The 17,071-nt window shown below is 70.4% G+C and carries 13 protein-coding genes and 2 pseudogenes; 4 read left to right on the plus strand and 11 right to left on the minus strand.

The annotated features are described in order from the left end of the window. The 7 genes and pseudogenes from E5198_RS07385 to E5198_RS07415 all read right to left on the minus strand — a co-directional run. Positions 1-1,521, minus strand: a 1,521-nt coding sequence (locus E5198_RS07385; protein WP_218569043.1) for a cytochrome c3 family protein, incomplete at its 3' end; no start/stop codon positions are given. A 61-nt stretch (positions 1,522-1,582) separates the two neighbouring features. Continuing rightward, a complete protein-coding gene (locus E5198_RS07390) occupies positions 1,583-3,268 on the minus strand; it encodes an arylsulfatase (protein WP_136489357.1) in 1,686 nt (561 codons plus the stop codon). 80 nt (positions 3,269-3,348) lie between these two features. Beyond that, positions 3,349-4,677, minus strand: coding sequence for an alginate export family protein (locus E5198_RS07395; RefSeq protein WP_256659006.1), 1,329 nt, complete (start codon positions 4,675-4,677; stop codon positions 3,349-3,351). A gap of 174 nt (positions 4,678-4,851) precedes the next feature. Continuing rightward, positions 4,852-5,064 (minus strand): annotated as a pseudogene (locus E5198_RS07400) (MoaF N-terminal domain-containing protein); the annotation flags it as partial. Between the two features lie 85 nt (positions 5,065-5,149). Further along, positions 5,150-5,323 (minus strand): annotated as a pseudogene (locus tag E5198_RS21960) (helix-turn-helix transcriptional regulator); the annotation flags it as partial. A 230-nt stretch (positions 5,324-5,553) separates the two neighbouring features. Next, positions 5,554-5,913 carry a cupin domain-containing protein gene (locus E5198_RS07410; protein ID WP_136489359.1) on the minus strand — a complete coding sequence of 120 codons (360 nt, stop codon included), beginning with the start codon at positions 5,911-5,913 and terminating at the stop codon, positions 5,554-5,556. Positions 5,914-5,946: 33 nt separating this feature from the next. Beyond that, positions 5,947-7,245 (minus strand): FAD-binding oxidoreductase, encoded by a 1,299-nt coding sequence (locus E5198_RS07415; RefSeq protein WP_136489360.1) that lies wholly within the window; start codon positions 7,243-7,245, stop codon positions 5,947-5,949. A gap of 330 nt (positions 7,246-7,575) precedes the next feature. On the opposite strand from E5198_RS07415, the gene E5198_RS07420 reads away from it, so the two are divergent. Further along, entirely contained in the window at positions 7,576-8,991 is a 1,416-nt protein-coding gene (locus E5198_RS07420; RefSeq protein WP_136489361.1) for an APC family permease, read from the plus strand. Positions 8,992-9,212: 221 nt separating this feature from the next. Then, complete coding sequence (gene feaR / locus E5198_RS07425; RefSeq protein ID WP_256659007.1) at positions 9,213-10,163, plus strand: transcriptional regulator FeaR; 951 nt, start codon at positions 9,213-9,215, stop codon at positions 10,161-10,163. 89 nt (positions 10,164-10,252) lie between these two features. On the opposite strand, the gene E5198_RS07430 is transcribed toward feaR, so the two are convergent. Together E5198_RS07430 and E5198_RS07435 are read right to left on the minus strand one after the other, a co-directional pair. After that, complete coding sequence (locus E5198_RS07430; RefSeq protein WP_136489363.1) at positions 10,253-11,464, minus strand: aspartate aminotransferase family protein; 1,212 nt, start codon at positions 11,462-11,464, stop codon at positions 10,253-10,255. Continuing rightward, positions 11,457-12,161: an MOSC domain-containing protein gene (locus E5198_RS07435; RefSeq protein WP_136489364.1), complete on the minus strand. Its 705-nt coding sequence runs from the start codon at positions 12,159-12,161 to the stop codon at positions 11,457-11,459. The genes E5198_RS07430 and E5198_RS07435 overlap by 8 nt, the downstream gene beginning before the upstream one ends. A 100-nt stretch (positions 12,162-12,261) precedes the next feature. Between E5198_RS07435 and E5198_RS07440 the strand changes: the two genes are divergently transcribed. Next, positions 12,262-13,140, plus strand: a complete 879-nt coding sequence (locus tag E5198_RS07440) for a LysR family transcriptional regulator (protein WP_136489365.1) — start codon at positions 12,262-12,264, stop codon at positions 13,138-13,140. A gap of 291 nt (positions 13,141-13,431) precedes the next feature. On the opposite strand, the gene E5198_RS07445 is transcribed toward E5198_RS07440, so the two are convergent. Next, positions 13,432-15,237, minus strand: a complete 1,806-nt coding sequence (locus tag E5198_RS07445) for an acyl-CoA dehydrogenase C-terminal domain-containing protein (RefSeq protein WP_136489366.1) — start codon at positions 15,235-15,237, stop codon at positions 13,432-13,434. Positions 15,238-15,381: 144 nt separating this feature from the next. Between E5198_RS07445 and E5198_RS07450 the strand changes: the two genes are divergently transcribed. Beyond that, positions 15,382-16,272, plus strand: a complete 891-nt coding sequence (locus E5198_RS07450; RefSeq protein WP_136489367.1) for a hypothetical protein — start codon at positions 15,382-15,384, stop codon at positions 16,270-16,272. A 4-nt stretch (positions 16,273-16,276) separates the two neighbouring features. On the opposite strand, the gene bioD is transcribed toward E5198_RS07450, so the two are convergent. Continuing rightward, positions 16,277-16,960: a dethiobiotin synthase gene (bioD, locus tag E5198_RS07455; protein ID WP_136489368.1), complete on the minus strand. Its 684-nt coding sequence runs from the start codon at positions 16,958-16,960 to the stop codon at positions 16,277-16,279. Between the last annotated feature and the right edge of the window lie 111 nt (positions 16,961-17,071).

Here is a 17,071-nt window from a genome sequence, read left to right on the forward strand (position 1 = left end):
GTCAGCGTCGCCCAGCGCGCGCTGCAGGCTGTCGACCAGCCGCGCGCCGTAGCCGGCGGCCAGCTCGGCGGCGCTGGCGCGGACGATGGCCGGGCGGGTGCGGTCCTCGATCAGCCGGGCCAGTTCGCCGGTCACCTGCGGGTCGTGCCGGCGCGCGGCGGCGAGCACCGTGCCGTAATGCGGCGGGCGCTTGGGCTGGCCGAACTTCGCCTCGATCACCTGCGCCGCCCAGGCCGGGTCACGCTCCTGGTGGCAGGCCGTGCAGGCATCCGGCGCAGCGCTGCTGGCGGCCAGATCGGGTCGCGGGATGCGGAAGCTGTGGTCGCGGCGGGCGTCCACCACCATGTAGTTGCGCGCCGGGGCGTGGCAGTTGACGCACTGCGCGCCGGGACTGCCGGCCGGGTGGAAGTGGTGGGACGGATCGTCGTAGCGCTTCTTCTGCAGGCTGGGGAAGCGCGGGTTGCCCTGCGGGTTGTGGCAGCCGGCGCACAGCGCGTTGCCCTCGGCACGCAGGGTGGCGGAGTGCGGCTCGTGGCAGTCGCGGCAGGTCACGCCCATGGCGAACATCCTGCTCTGCACGAAGGAGCCGTACTCGAACACCTCGTCGAGGATCTGCCCGTCGGCATGGTAGAGGCCGGCGGACAGCGTGGTCGGGCGCATGGCGTCGAGCAGCGGCCGCCCCGGTGCGCTGCCGACCCCCAGGCTCTCGCGCCGGCTATGGCAGCGCGCGCACTGCTCCACCTCGTAGCCGTGGCCGCCGCCGCGGAAGTCGACCGCCAGACCCATGTCGGCGGCCTTGAGCCCGGCCGCCGGCTGCGCGCCGCGCCGCTCGGCCCAGACGACATGTTGCTCGCCCGGCCCGTGGCAGCTCTGGCAGCCCACCGCCATCTCGCTCCAGGTGGTGCGGAAGCTGTCGGCGGCGGGGTCGTAGCCCTTCTTCAGATTGCCGGAGTGGCAGTCGGCGCACATGGCGTTCCAGTTCTGGTAGCGCCCGGTCCAGTGCAGGGCGTCGTCGGGGCTGAAGCGCTGGCCGGGGTACAGGGAGAACCAGCGCTGCCCGCCGGCCTCGCGCGGGCGGCTGTCCCAGGCCACGGTGAGGCTCTGCAGGCGACCGCCAGGACGTTCGATCAGGTACTGCTGCAGCGGAGCGAAACCGAAGGTGTAGGCGATGGGGAAGTCGGCGCGCCGGCCATCCTCGCCCTCGGCCTGGACGAAGAAGCGCTCGCCGCGGCGGAAGAAGCGCATGCCCACCCCGGCCTCGTCGCGGTATTCGGCATCGGCGAAGTCGCCGAGCACGTTGCCGGCCGTGGCCGCGCGCAGCGACCAGCTGTGGTGCGAGCCGGCCCAGGCCTTGGCAGCCTCGGCATGGCAGGCGCTGCAGCGCGCCTGCTCGACGTAGCCGTCGGCCAGCTGCGGCTGCGGCGCGGCCGGCGCGGCCAGCGTCAGCAGCGGCAACAGCAGCAACAGCAGGCCGAGCCACTGTTCCCGCCAGCCGGGTCTCGGGTTAGTCCGCGCGTGCATCGCTCCTCTCTCTTGTTCTTCAGCCGAGCGGGCCGGCAACGCCCCGCTCGGCTGGCCGCCCTCAGTAACCGCTGACCTGATCGGGCAGGATCACGTTGTTGTCGCGGGCGTACTGTGCCCACAGCTGCTGCAGCTCGACCACCTTTTCCGGGTGCTTGCCGCTCAGGTCGTGGCGCTCGGCCAGGTCGCTGCGCAGATCGAACAGCTGCCAGTCGCCGCTGCCCCAGGGCTTGGGCATGTGCACCAGTTTCCAGTCGCCCTGGCGGACGAAACGCTTGCCGAACAGCTCGCCGCCGTGCACCCGCTCGGCGACCTTCTCGCCCTTGAGCAGCGGCAGGATGGACATCCCCGACATCGGCTCGACCGCGCGCCCCTGGTAGCGGTTGCCCGGGTGCCTGACGCCGGCCAGCTCGAGCAGGGTGGGCGCGAAGTCCTTGACGGTGACCAGCTCGCGCACGACCTGCCCGCTACGGGTCACGCCGGGAATGCGCAGGATGCCGGCGGTGCGGGTGCCGCCCTCGGTGGCGAAGCCCTTGTGCAGGCTGAGCGCCGGAGCGGACACCCGCGCCCAGTTGGGACCGTAGAGGGTGTAGGAACCGGGACGGCCCATCTGCGCGTAGCTGAAGTCGTGGGTCTCGTCGACCACCTTGCGGATCTGCGGGAACAGCTCGGCCGGCCAGGTCTCGTCGAGGTCGTGGCCTTCCGCACCGTTGTCGGAGATGAACACCACGATGGTGTTGTCGTACAGGCCATTCTTCTTCAGGTAGTCGAAGACCCGCCCGGTCTGCGCGTCCATCTGGTCGATCATCGCCGCGTAGACCTCCATCGCCCGCGCCTCGACCTTCTTCTGCTCCGGCGTCAGGCTGTCCCACGCCCGCCCCTTGGGCGGCCGCGCCGCGCCTTCGGCATCGGCGGGGATCAGGCCCAGCTCCTTCTGCTTCTGCAGGCGCTGCGCGAACAGCACGTCGTAGCCGGCGTCGTAGCGGCCGCGATACTTGGCGATCGCCTCGTCCGGTGCAGCCAGCGGCCAGTGCGGCGCGGTGAAGCTGAGCATGCCGAAAAACGGCTTGCCGCTGTCCTTGTCGGCGGCGATGTAGTCGATGATCTTGTCGGCGTAGAACTGCGACGAGTACTCGAAGTTATCCGGCAGCCTGTCGAGCATCTTGCCGTCTTCGGCATAGGGCGCCTTGGCGTCCGGCGTAGGCGCGTAGGCGGGACGCATGTCCGGCCAGTGGCTGGCCCCGCCGCTGAGCAGGGTGAAGGAGCGCTCGAAGCCGCGGTCGTCGGGGCCGGTGTCCTCGCTCTTGCCGAGGTGCCACTTGCCGGCCAGGTAGGTGTTGTAGCCGGCGTCCCTGAGCAGCGAGGCGACGGTGACCACCCGCTCGTTGAGGTGCCCCTCGTAGCCCGGCTTGCCCTCCTGGTTGGGCGCCAGTTCCTCGGCCATGTTGCCGAGCCCGGCCAGGTGCGGATCGACGCCGGTGAGCAGCGCGGCGCGGGTCGGCGAGCAGGCCGGCGCGGCCTGGAAGTTGCTCATGCGCACGCCCGAGGCGGCCAGGGAGTCGAGGTTGGGGGTGTCGATCTCGCCGCCGAAGCTGCCCAGGTCGGCCTGGCCCATGTCGTCGGCGACGATCAGCAGGATGTTGGGGCGGGCGGGATCGGTGGAAGCGGCCTGCGCGGGCAGGCTGAGCGAAAGCACGGGAATGGCGAGCGCTACGGCCAGCGCGAGGGCGGACAGTGGTTTGCGCATCTTGGCGTCTCCTGCGAATGGGAAGAGCACTGTGGATGTGGGGGCGGCAGGCCGCCGGCGGTTCTGCCGGCGGCGCGGGCTCAGAAGCCGAAGGACACGACCAGCTGGCTGTACAGGTTGAGGTCGTCGCTGCCCTGCTGCGAGCCGCCCTCGGCGTCGCTCTTCTCCGGCTGGTACAGGCCGACCAGCGGGCTGATGGTGAAGTGGCCGACGGTCCAGTCCAGGTAGAGGTCCAGCTCCTTGCCGCGCAGGTCGCCCTGGCTGCGGTCGAGGGTGTCGAAGTCGAAGTACAGCAGGCCCATGGCCACGTCGGGGCGCGGGGTCAGGCCCAGGCTGAGCATGTGGATGCCGGCGTTGCGCTGGAACGGACCGGCGTAGTTGCCGGCCACCTCGCCCTGGAACCAGGTGCCGTAGCCGCGACTGAAGCCGCTGAACAGCGGGTCGTAGCCTTCCGAGTAGCGCGTGTAGCGGTAGCCGACGCGCGGCTGCCAGGCGACATCGGAGAAGGTCCAGCCGCCCTCGAGGTACCAGGCGCTCTCGTCGCCCAGCTTCTTGTCCTGGCGGGCGTACTCGCCGGACAGGAACAGGTCCTTGACCCCGGCGTTACCCTGGCCGCGCAGGCTGACCACCTCCAGGCCGTCGCGCTGGGCGCTGAACGGGTTGGCCAGCTTGTCGTCGACGTCCAGGCCCTTGACGTAGGTGAGGCCCAGGGTGCCGGCCTCGGCGACGTGCTCGAGCACCGCCACGCCCAGCTCCGGCTTGGCCTTCACCTCGTTGTCCGACTGGATCCAGATCAGGTCGCCGCGCCAGCCCTGCTTGCCGCCCAGGCGCAGCCAGGCAGTCTGATCGAAGGCGTTGCGCGCGGTCAGGTAGTAGGCGCCGCCGCGATCGCGGCTGCCGTCGCCGAAGTTCTTGCCGACGCTCAGGCCGTCGCCGTTGATGATGAAGCCATCGCCGACCTTGACCTTCTGGCTGCCGGCGGAGAAGTCGATGCCGTCCTTGCCGAGCGCCGGGAACAGCTCGCCCGAGCGCCAGCCGGCGTAGGCCCGGTCCACCGCGGTGCGCCGCTCGCTGCCGTCGGTGTAGCCGGCGGCATCGCCCCGCCCCCAGGTGGCGTTGCTCACCACGTTGAACTCGCCGTACAGCGAGGAGTCGGCGGCGCCGGCGAAGCGCTGCTCGCCGCTCAGGCCGTAGCGCAGGAAGCCCTCCTGCCAGCTAACCGAACCCGGCGCGATGGGCCCGCCCTGGTTGTAGCTCTCGTCGCTGTGGAACACGCCGAAAGCGCCCTGGACGTTGAGATTGACGGTCAGGCCGTCGGCGGAGTGCAGTTCGTAGGCCGACGCGCCGGCCGACGCCATGGCGATCGCCGCGGCCAGTAGCGAGCCGTGCAGGCCCTTGCCCATGATCATGCTTACCTCTGTTCTTGTTGTTGAAATGCCCAGCGTCGCTTGCACGGAAATCCCTCCCGGTCCCCAGGCATGGACCTCGAAGCACTTCGCTGCGGGTTCGCGTTATCCCTGCACGATGCCATTAACCCATGCTCGCGATACGCCAGCTTGCACCTCCCTGCCAGCAGACTTTGCTGAGCGTGCCAGGGCGCCCTGGCAAGAGTGGCCGTCGGCGGCGTGCCAGTGCAGGCGGTCGGTCTCGAAGCGGTGCTCGATCGTCCAGCCGTTGGCGAAGTTCAGGGTCAGGCGCCGGCCGGCCAGGTCGGCCAGGGCGGGGAGGATGAAGGCCTCGGGGGCGAAGCCCTCGGCCAGGGCGCCTACGGTGATCCAGTCGGAGTTGCTGCTCATGGGAGGTTGCCTCGGTGGGCGAAGGACGTCGCCATGCTGGCGGAGCGTTCGCCCGCGCGACATCAACCGGATGGTTGAGTCGCGCCTAGAGGAACAGCCGGGCGACCAGCTCGGTGCGGTTGCGTGCGCCGACCTTGCGGAACAGGTTGAGCAGATGGGTCTTCACCGTCGGCAGGCCGATGCCCAGTTGCCGCGCCAGCAGCTTGTTGCTGGCGCCGTCGCGCAGCAGCAGGGCGATCTGCCGCTCGCGGGCGGTGAGCTGGGGCGGTTCGTCCGCCGGCACGCCGGGCAGGGTCGCGGCGGCCATCTGCATCGGCGCGTGCATGCCCTGCAACAGGAAGTCGCCGTCGATGCGGTAGAACACGGCGCAGCGCGCCGGCACGGCCTGCATGAAGGCCTGCAGGCAGTGCTGGCCGAAGGTGCTGGGAGTCATGCTGTCCTCCCCGGCGGGCGGGAAACGGGCCGCCCGCGCGGACGGCCCGGGGCGGCTCAGACCACCGCGAGGTAGTGCTTGACGAAGGCCTCGCTGGTCACGTCCCACAGCACCGGGGTACCCTTCTCGACGAACCAGCTGTCGCCGGCCTTGTAGGTGGTGGTCTTGCCGCTGGCCTCGTCGGTCAGGGTCACCTCGCCGCTGACCACGGTGGCCTGCTCGTTGAACGGGTAGACCATGCGGAACTTGCTCCTGGTCACGCCGAAGTAGGCCGAGCTGACCGGGTCGGTCGGCGCGCCGAAGGTCATCTTGCCGAAGGCCTTGCCCTCGCCCTCGAGAATCTCCGAGCCGAGGTCGGCCACGGTGCCCCAGGCGTCCAGTTCGGCGATGGTGGTGCCTTGCTTGATCGGATACATCAGTCGGTCCTCACACAATGAATGGTTCAACTGTCAGCGGCGGCCGGTCCAGTAGCCGGAGGCCTGGTGCCAGCACTTGCCGCCGGTCAGCAGCAGGGAACGGAAGCGGTCCTTGCCGGGAATGGTCGGCCGGCGCACCGAACTGATCAGGTCGTAGCGCGCCGAGCCCTCGCTCATGCCCTCGGCCAGCACCTTGCAGACGATGTGGCTGGGGGTGACGCCGAAGCCCGAGTAGCCCTGCACGAAGAAGGCGTTGGGCCGCCCCGGCAGCGCGCCGATCTGCGGGAACAGGTTGGCGCTGCAGGCCATCGGCCCGCCCCAGGCCAGGTCGATCTTCACGTCCTTGAGGTAGGGGAAGATCTTCAGCATCAGGTTGCGGTTCCAGGCCTTGAGGTCGCTGGGGATATGTTCGACCAGCGGGGTGGCCGAGCCGAACAGCAGGCGGTTCTCGTTGGTCACCCGGTAGTAGTCGATCACCGGGCGGATGTCGCTGTAGGCGCCGCGGATCGGGCTGATGCGCTCGATCAGCTCGTCGGACAGCGGCTCGGTCATGATCTGGAAGGCGTAGGTGTTGATGGTGCTGCGGTGCAGCTCGGGCTCCAGCTGGTTGAGGAAGCTGTCGCAGGCCCACAGCAGCTTGCTGGCGCGCACCGAGCCCTTGGCGGTGCGCACCTCGATGCGCTCGCCGTAACGGACTTCCAGCACCGGGCTGTATTCGAAGATCTTCACGCCGTGCCCGGCCAGCGCCTGGGCCTCGCCGAGCAGCAGGTTGAGCGAGTGCACGTGGCCGCCGCCCATGTGCAGCAGGCCGCAGCTGTAGGCGTCGGAGCCGACCAGGCGCCTGACCTCGGCACCGGTGAGCAGGCCGATTTCCTGGTGCGGGGCGAGCTTCTTGAACTCGCCTTCCCAGGCGCGCAGGGTCTTCTCCTGGCGGGCGTTGAAGCCCATGTAGCCGTAGCCGTGGCGGAAGTCGGCGTCGATGCCGTACTTGTCGATGCGCGCCTTGATGATCTGCGCGCCCTGGTCGCTGATCTCGAAGATGCGGCGCAGGCCGTCCTCGCCGACGTCCGCCTTGATCGCCTCCAGATCGTGGCCGATGCCGGCCATCACCTGGCCGCCGTTGCGTCCGGAGCCGCCGAAGCCGATGTAGCGGCCTTCCAGCACGACGATGTTCCTGATGCCTTTTTCCGCCAGTTCGAGCGCGGTGTTGATGCCGGAGAAGCCGCCACCGATCACCACCACGTCCGCGTCGAGATCGGCCTCCAGCGACGGGAAGCTCAGGTCGTATTTCTTGGTCGCCGTGTAGTAGGTCGGCGTTTCGATGTTGATCATGGCGCATTACCAGGGGGCGTTGGGATTGCCGGCCCGGAGCGCTGGGATCGCGCATCCGGATTGCCGCCTCGTTTCGTGAACCTATTAGGCCCCCCGCCCACCCGGGCGTCTTGCCCGGCGCTGCCAGATTTCTTGCCCGAGACTGCCAGCGCGCCCGTCCGGCAAGCACAGTCAAGAAGCTCGGCAGGCAGGAGCAAGACGCGCCCGCCGGGCCTGGCCAATGATCGATACGACTTCGTTCGACCCCACCGTCTGCAGCGATGCAGCAACGCGGCCGACGGGCACGACCGGCGCCAGGCGCCGCCCCCTCACCCGGAACGAGATACGCACATGAACAAGAGCACCGCGAGTGCCTCAGACACTCTTCTCCCCGACGCAGCCGGCAGCCCGGCACTGAAACGCGGCCTCGGCTTCGCCACCATGATCGCCATCTGCATCGGCGTGGTGGTGGTGCAGGGCAGCATGGTCAGCGCCCTGCAGGGCATCGGCTTCGGCGGCGCCGGTTTCCTCGCCGCCGCCGTGGTCGCCTTCCTGCTCGCCCAGTGCAACGCGCTGAGCTTCGCCGAGCTGTCGCTGATGTTCCCGCGCGCCGGCGGCACCCTCGGCAGCTACACCGAGGCGGCGCTCGGCCCGTTCCCGGCGATAGTCGCGGTGTACGCCGGCTACGTGGTGGTGGCGATGTTCGGCCTGTCGGCCGAGCTGCTGCTGGTCGATGCGGTGATCGGCCAGCTGTTCCCGGGGATGGTGCCGGAGATGGTGGTGCCGCTGGGCATCCTCGGCGTGCTGACCCTGCTCAACATCCTCGGCACCGACGTGTTCGCCCGCCTGCAGAACGTCTTCACCTTCGCCATGGTCGCCGCCCTGCTCCTGGTCGGCCTGACCGCGGTCACCGGCAGCGCCAACCCGGCGCCGGCCGAACTCCCCGGCGCGGTGCAGTGGAGCTGGGACGGCATCCTCGACGGCAGCTTCCTCGGCCTGGTGGCGCTGGCCATGTGGCTGCTGGTCGGCGTCGAGTTCATCTGCCCGCTGATCGGGGAAGTGCGCAACCCCGAGCGCAACGTGCCGCGGGCGATGATGCTGTCGCTGTGCCTGATCTTCGCCATCTTCCTGCTGTTCTGCTGGGGCGCCAGCCGCTACCTGACGCTGGACACCCTGACCACCTCGCCGCTGCCCTACCTCGACTACGTCGACGCGGTGTTCGGCAAGGCCGGGCTGATCGTCGCCACCGTGATGGCGGTGACCGCCACCTGCAGCACGGTCAACACCGTGCTCGCCTCGGTGCCGCGCATGCTGCACGGCATGGCGCTCAACGGCCAGTCGTTCCCGCAGCTCAAGCGCCTGCACCCGCGCTTCAACACGCCGTGGGTGGCGATCCTGTTCATGGCCGCGATCATCGCCCTGCCCTTCCTGCTGCTGGGCATCGACTCGATCATCCCGCTGCTGATCGCCGCCTCGACCAGCTGGCTGCTGGCCTACATCATCGCCCACCTCGACGTGATCGTCCTGCGCCGCCGCCAGCCCGACCTGGCGCGGCCGTTCCGCACGCCGTTCTACCCGCTGCCGCAGCTGCTCGGCATCCTCGGCATGGGCTACGTGGCGCTGAACAACTCGCCGTCGCCGGAGATGACCCAGACCGTCTACAGCCTGACCGGCGTGGTGCTGCTGATCGTCAGCGTGATCGCCGCGCTGTGGGTCAAGCTGGTGATGAAGCGTGGCCTGTTCCAGCCGGAGATGCCCAGGGGCTGAGTCGCCACACCCCAGAAAGTGTTACCGAAGGGCGCCCGCGGGCGCCCTTCGCGTTTTCGCACGCTTCCGTGAAGACCTCGGCAACGGCTCTGGGACGCGGCTTTGCCCCATACCAAAGGATGATGACCGGGCGTTGGCACGAAAATGGCTAACATGTTAACAATGTTACCGCCAACCATCCCGAGTGGCGGCCACCGCCCACAGTCCCCATGAGGTGCAGCGTGAACGGCTTCCACAGCACATCAGCGACGTTCGACCACTGGCTGCAGGACCTGCACCGCGTGTGCGGCCACTTCGAGGCCAGCCCGCCCGGGCGCGGCGAGCGCTTCGTCGGCGAGATCGCCCGCCACGACCACGGCGGCCTGGAGCTGGCGCACATCCGCACCAACGCGGGGCGCATCGCCCGCCAGCAGTGCCGCAGCGACCGCGGCGACGACCGCCACTGCTTCCTGGTGGTCAACCGCAGCGGCCACTCCGAGGTGCGCCAGGACAACGGCCGCATCCAGCTGGCGCCCGGCGACATGGCGCTGTTCGACTCCACCCGCGCCAGCGAGATCACCAGCGGCGACCTGATCGATCACGTGTCCTTCCACCTGTCGCGCGAGACGCTGTGCCGCCACTTCGCGCCCAACCAGCGACTGTTCGGCAAGCTCGACCTGGGCTCGACCAGCGGCCGCCTGCTGGCCAGCCTGGCCGGACAGATCCTCGCCGACGACAGCGGGCAGACCGCCGCCGACGAGGGCAGCGCCCTCCAGGAAGCGCTGATCGCCCTGCTGCTGCCGACCCTGCGCGGCAGCACGCCGGCGCGCAGCGAGCTGGGCGAGACGCCGCACGCCGCGCTGCTGCGCGACCAGGCGCAGCGCCTGATCGGCCAGCTGCTGCAGGAGGCGCAGCTCTCCCCGCAGTACCTGGCCGAGCGCCTGCACATCTCCATCCGCCAGCTGTACCGGCTGTTCGAGGACCAGGGCGACAGCGTCTGCCGCTACATCCAGCGCCAGCGCCTGCAGCGCAGCGCCGAGGATCTCGGCAACCCGCAGCTGCGCCACGAGTCGATCACCCAGATCGCCTTCAAGTGGGGCTTCGCCGACTCGGCGCACTTCAGCCGCGCGTTCAAGAAGCAGTTCGAGCTGTCGCCCAAGGACTACCGGCTGCAGCGCCAGACCACGCACTGAGCGCCGGGCGGGAATAAAAAACGCCCGGCACAGGGCGGGTGCCGGGCGAACAGGAGCCCGCGGGGAGCCCCTTCAGGGAAAGCTCGTGGTCAGGCGCTCGCCCGCTCCTCGCGCAGGCGCGCCTGGCTGACCCGCACCAGCGCGCGCTCCAGGCGGCGCAGCATCTCGTCGATGTTGGCGTGGCTGACCGTCAGCGCCGGCGAGAAGCGCAGCACGTGCGGCTGCGGCGCGTTGAGCAGCAGGCCCTCGTCCAGCGCCGCGCGCACCACCGCCGGCGCCGCCAGGCGCTGCAGCGGCAGCCCCCAGAGCAGGCCCTGGCCGCGCAGCGGGCCGTGGCCATGGCGGCGCGCCAGCTGCGCCAGGCCGTCGCGCAGGTGCTCGCCCAGCTCGCGCACCTGCTCGAGGAAGCCCGGCTCCAGCAGGGTCTTCAGCACCGCCAGGCCGGCGGCCAGCATCAGCGCGTTGCCGTGGTGGGTGCCGCCCTGCTCGCCCGGCTCCAGGCAGCAGGCGTTGCCGCGCGCCAGCACGGCGGCCAGCGGCACGCCGCCCCCCAGGCCCTTGCCGAGGGTGACGATGTCGGCGCGCACGCCGTACAGCTCCTCGGCGAGCAGCGAACCGCAGCGGCCCATGCCAGTCTGCACCTCGTCGAGGATCAGCAGCACGCCGCGCGCGCGGCACAGGCGCTCGGCGCCCTGCAGGTAGTCGAGGGTCGCCGGTATCACCCCGGCCTCGCCCTGCACCGGCTCCAGCATCACCGCAACGGTATGCGCATCGATCGCCTGGGCCAGCGCCTCCAGATCGTTGTAGGGCACCTTCTCGAAGCCCGGCAGCTTGGGCTCGAACAGTTGCTGGAAGGCCGGCTTGCCGGAGGCGGACATGGCGCCGAGGGTACGGCCGTGGAAGCTGTGCCGGGCGGTGACTATGGTGAAGGCGCCGTCGCGGTGGCGCTGGCCCCACTTGCGCGCCAGCTTGATCGCCCCCTCGCAGGCCTCGGCGCCGCTGCCCACGAAGTAGGCCTGGTCGCTGCCGGTGGCCTCGCACAGGCGGCCGGCCAGCTTGAGCAGGCCGGGATGCTGGAAGGCCGAACCGCTGTTGAGCAGCCGCTCGGCCTGGCGCTTGAGCGCCTCGACCACCACGCTCGGGCTGTGGCCGAGGCTGTTGGCCGCCCAGCCCTGGGTGAAGTCGAGGTAGGCGCGGCCCTCGCGGTCCCACAGCCAGGAACCCTGGCCGCGCACAAAGACCTGCTCGGGGCGCGCCACGCTGGGCATCAGGCGCAGGCTGGCGAGGGCATCGTCACGCATGGTCGGCGCCCTCGGCGGCTGGCTGCGCGCTGGCGCGGCCGTACAGGCGCGGCTGCCAGTCCTCCAGCTCGCCGCTGGCCAGGCGCCGCGCGGCGATCCGCCGCCACTCGCTGCCCAGCGCGTCGCAGGCCAGCATCTGGCGCAGGGCGCTGCGCTGCAGCGGTTCGTGGACGAACCAGGCGAGCAGCCGCGCCACGCTGAGTTCCGGGTAGTGGCGCTGCACCAGCTGCAGCGGCGCCCGAGTGTCGACCAGGCCGGGGCGCCGCACCCGATAGAACCAGCCGCAGCGACCGCTGTCCTGCAGCAGCGCCGGCAGCTCGGCCAGGTTCCAGCGCTGCGCCAGGCGGTAGTCGGGCAGGCACGGCTGGCTGACCTCCAGCAGCGCCTCGCCCCAGCGCACCAGGTCGCCGATGCAGATCTCGGCCTCGCCGACGCCGAAGGTGGATAAGTTTTCGCCGCAGGCCGCCGGGCGCCACTTGTGCAGCGGGAAGCGCTTGCGCCAGTGGCGGTAGTGCTCGGCCGGGTAGTGCAGCAGGGCGCAATCGGCCGCGCCGGGGTGGCGGCGGCGCGCCAGCTCGTCGCCCGGCAGGCCGTCGCCGGCCAGCCAGCATTCGCCGTCCAGCCGGCGCACCTCGGTGCTGCTGGAAGCCTCTTCGACTTTGCCTATGAAAACTTCCCGAATCCGCAGGCTGTGCATGGTCCTGCAATCCCCTGTTGGCGCTTGATGGACGCTAGACTAGGGCTCGGCCGGCCTGCGGGCCATTTCGATTTGCCAGCATTTGAAATAGGTTTTCCTTATGGATTTCCGCCAGCTTCGCTACTTCGTCGCGGTCTACGAGGAGGGCCATGTCGGCCGCGCCGCCGAGCGCCTGAGCATCTCCCAGCCGGCGCTGTCGCAGCAGATCCGCCAGCTGGAGGGTGAGCTGGAGGTGGCGCTGTTCCAGCGCGGCGGCAAGCGCCTGCTGCCGGCGCCGGCGGCACACACCCTCTACCACCACGCGCTGCCGCTGCTCGACGGCCTGGAGCGCTGCCGCGAGGCCATGCGCGCGTTCCGCTGCCAGGCGCCGCGCAGCCTGGCCATCGGCGTGCTGCAGACGGTCAATGCCAGCCTGGTGCCGCTGCTGCTGGAGCGCCTGCGCGCCCTGCAGCCGCAGCTGGTGGTGCAGATCTACGAGCTGTCGGGGATCGACATCGAGCGGCGCCTGCTCACCGGCAGCCTGGACGTCGGCATCGGCTTCCTGCCGCCGCGCCAGCCGGGGCTGCACAGCCTGCTGCTGTACGAGGACGAGCTGCAGCTGGTGATCGCCGCCGACCATCCGCTGCGCGAGTTCCGCAAGGTGTCGCTGGCCCAGGCCGCCGAGCTGCCGATGCTGCTGCTCGGCGAGGAATTCCGCATCCGCCAGATCTGGCAGGAGCAGCTCAGCGCGATCGGCCGCCGGCCGCGGGTGCAGGCCGAGCTGAACCAGATGGGAGGCATCCTCGACAGCCTGGCGCACACCCAGCTGGCCTCGGTGCTGCCCGGCCGCGCGCGCCAGGTGCAGGGCCACGCGCAGCTGCTGTGGAAGCCGCTCAGCGAGCCGCGTATCCCGCTGCAGGTGGGCCTGGTGTATCGCGACGCGCAGCGTCAGCAGGCGACCCTGGAGCTGCTGCGCTCGGTGCTCGAAGGCGGGATCTGAGACGCCCTGTGGCCGGTCCGCGCGAGCGCAGCAGCGGGCGGAAAAATCGCGGGCAAAAGAAAACCCCGCCGAAGCGGGGTTCTTGCAGACCGTGTCCTGACATCCGTGATCGCCCCACCATCCTGATGGGATCCCTGTAATCCATGTTCTGATTCGCGCTTCCTGCGCCAAGTCCAGATGTGCTTAGGTTAGTTGCCGGGCCGGGGAGTTCCTAGGGCGGTTAGCCCCCACCTTGTGTAAGCCTATGCTTACGCATGGCCAGCATCGACCGGCGCAGCAGCCGGGCGATGCTCAATGGCCGAGTTCGAATTCCTCCTCGCCCATCGCCATCAGGCTGCCGGCGCCGGCCTGGATGCAGGCCACATGGGTGCGGGTGCGCGGCAGGATGCGCTGGAAGTAGAAGCGCGCGGTGTGCAGCTTGGCGCGGTAGAAGGCGGCCTCGTCCGTGCCGGCGGCCAGCTTCTCCTGCGCCACGCGCGCCATGTCGGCCCAGAAGTACGCCAGGCAGGCGTAGCCGGAGTACATCAGGTAGTCCACCGCGGCGGCGCCGACCTCCTCGCGGTCCTGCACGGCCTTCATGCCGATCTGCAGGGTCAGCTCGCCCCACTCCCGATTGAGCTGGGCCAGCGGGGCGACGAACTCGGCCAGCGCCGCGTCGCCCTCGTGGGCCTTGCAGAACTTGTGGACGACCCTGGTGAAGGCCTTGAGCGTCTCGCCCTGGGTCAGCAGCACCTTGCGCCCCAGCAGGTCGAGGGCCTGGATGCCGGTGGTGCCCTCGTACATCAGCGCGATGCGGCTGTCGCGGGCGTTCTGCTCCATGCCCCACTCGGCGATGTAGCCGTGGCCGCCGAACACCTGCATGCCGAGGCTGGCGCTCTCGAAGCCGGTCTCGGTGGCGAAGGCCTTGGCGATCGGGGTGACGAAGGCCAGCAGGGTGTCCGCCTCCTTGCGCGCCACCTCGTCGCTGCTGTAGCGCACCACGTCGACCAGCCTGGCGGCGTAGTAGATCAGCGCGCGGTTGCCCTCGGCGAAGGCCCTGATGGTCAGCAGCATGCGCCGCACGTCGGGGTGGACGATGATCGGGTCGGCCGGCTTGTCGGGCGCCTTGGCCCCGCTGAGGGCGCGCATCTGCAGGCGCTCGCGGGCGTATTTCACCGCACCCTGGAAGGCCACCTCGGCGTGCGCCAGGCCCTGCAGGGCGGTGCCGATGCGCGCGGTGTTCATGAAGGTGAACATGCACTTGAGGCCCTCGTTGGCCGGGCCGATCAGCCAGCCGGTGGCGCCGTCGAAGTTCATCACGCAGGTGGCGTTGCCGTGGATGCCCATCTTGTGTTCCAGCGAGCCGCAGGACAGCGCGTTGCGCGGGCCGATTCCGCCATCCGCCGCGGGCAGGAACTTGGGCACGATGAACAGCGAGATGCCCTTGGTGCCGGCCGGGGCGTCGGGCAGGCGGGCGAGGACGATGTGCACGATGTTGTCGGCCAGGTCGTGCTCGCCGGCGGAGATGAAGATCTTGGTGCCGCTGATCTTGTAGGAACCGTCGGCCTGCGGCTCGGCGCGGGTGCGCAACAGGCCGAGGTCGGAGCCGCAGTGCGGCTCGGTCAGGCACATGGTGCCGGTCCACTCGCCGCTCACCAGCCTGGGCAGATAGGCCGCCTTCTGCTCTTCCGTGCCGTGCGCCGACAGGGTGTTCATCGCGCCGTGGGCCAGCCCCGGGTACATGCCCCAGGCCCAGTTGGCCTCGCCGACCAGCTCGCTGACCACCAGGCCCAGCGACTCGGGCAGGCCCTGGCCGCCGTGCTCCGGCTCGTGGGCCAGGCTCGGCATGCCCAGCTCGACATACTGGCGGTAGGCCTCCCTGAAGCCGCTCGGGGTCTTCACCCCCTCCGCCGTCCAGGTGCAGCCCTCGAGGTCGCCGACCCGGTTGAGCGGCGCCAGCACCTCCTCGCAGAACTGCGCGGTCTGCTCGAGGATGGCGTCGACCACGTCGGGGGTGGCGTCCTGGCAGGCGGGCAGGCTCTGGTAGTGCTGCGGGTAGCCGAGCAGCTCGTCGCGGACGAAGCGCAGGTCGCGCAGGGGGGCCTTGTAGTCGGGCATGGTGATCGTCCTCTGAAACCGTCTGTCGTTGCTCGACAGTATGGCCGATCGCCCCGCTCGGCAAGCCGTTCGGCGCCGGCGGCCGCTCCGGCCGCGGCGGGCACCTATGCTTTCCGGGCGGCACGGCGCGGGGGAGGCACACCCATGGTCGCGGACCGGGCGCCTCGCGGGGGCGCCGACAAACGGTGGCTGGCGCTGCTGGTCGCCCTGCTGTTCGCCTCGCTGGCGGCGGCGCAGGATGCCGCCAGCCTGCAGGCGCGCCATGCCGCCCTGCGCGAGCAGCTGGACAGCAACCCGTACCGGCGCCCGCTGCACATCGCCTCGCAGGTCGGCGACGGCACCCTGCAGGGCGACGTCCACGCCCGCTTCGGGCAGCCCTTCGCCGTGCTCGGCGCGGCGCTGCAGGACGTCGGCCACTGGTGCGACATCCTCATCCTGCATCCCAACGTCAAGGGCTGCCGGGTGCGGCCCGGCGATCGGCTCGAACTCAACCTCGGACGCAAGTTCGAGCAGCCGCTGGACGACACCCAGCCGTTCGCCTTCCGCTTCCGCGTGCTGAGCGCGCGTCCCGACTACCTGGCGCTGGCGCTGGACGCCGACAGCGGACCGCTGGGCACCAGCGGCCACCGCATGCGCGTGGAGCTGGCGCCCCTCGACGCGCAGCGCAGCTTCCTGCACCTGTCCTATGCCCACGCCTACGGCCTGCGCGCGCGTCTGGCCATGCAGGGCTACCTGATGACCCTCGGCCGCGACAAGCTGGGCTTCAGCGTCGTCGGCCGCGACGAGCGCGGCCAGCCGATCCACGTCGACGGCCTGCGCGGCGCGGTCGAGCGCAACGTGATGCGCTACTACCTGGCCATCGAGGCCTACCTCGACGCCCTGGCGGCGCCGCCGGCCGTGCAGGCCGAACGGCGCCTGCAGCTGTGGCACGCCGGGGTCAGCCGCTACCCGCGCCAGCTGCAGGAGCCCGCACTGGACGACTACCTGCAGATGAAGCGCCGCGAGATCCAGCGCCAGCAGGTGCCGGCGCGCTGAGGACTCAGAGCCGCAGCGGCGCCAGGTCGAGATGCGCGGCGACCGCCGCCGGCGATGCCTCGGCCAGACGCGGCACGCGGCCCAGGCAGGGTGCCGGCAGGCGCTCGGCCAGGGTGGCGAGGTTCTCGTCGAGCCGCGAGGTGGCCGGATCGACCAGGTTGGCCACCCAGCCGGCCAGGTTCAGGCCGTCGCGGGCGATCGCCTCGGCCGTCAGCACGGCGTGGTTGATGCAGCCCAGGCGCACGCCGACCACCAGAATCACCGGCAGCCGCAGGGCCACGGCCAGATCGGACAGGCTCTCGCGACCGGCCAGCGGCACCCGCCAGCCGCCGGCGCCCTCGACCAGGGCGAAGTCGGCGCTGCGCGCCAGCACCTGGCGCACCGGCGGCAGCAGCGCGTCGACAGTCAGCTCGACACCCACCTCGCGCGCCGCCAGGTGCGGGGCGATGGCCGGCTCGAAGGCGAACGGATTGACCTCGGCGTAGTCCAGCGCCAGCGAGCACTCGCCGAGCAGCGCCAGCGCGTCGCCGTTGCGCAGCCCCTGCGGGGTGCGCTCGCAGCCGGAGGCCACCGGCTTGGCCGCCGCGGTGGACAGCCCGCGCGAGCGGGCAGCGTGCAGCAGGCCGGCGGCGATGGTGGTCTTGCCGATCTCGGTGTCGGTGCCGGCGATGAAGAAGGCAGCGGTCATGGGGCGATTGTCCTCGGTAGTGATCGTGCCCACGCTCCTGCGTGGGCACGCAGCCAGGGACGCTCCCGCGTCCCGGACGCAGGAGCGTCCGTAGAGTCTGGCTCCCACGCA

This window comes from Pseudomonas sp. A-1 (genome assembly GCF_004801855.1).
Classification (GTDB): Bacteria; Pseudomonadota; Gammaproteobacteria; order Pseudomonadales; family Pseudomonadaceae; genus Geopseudomonas.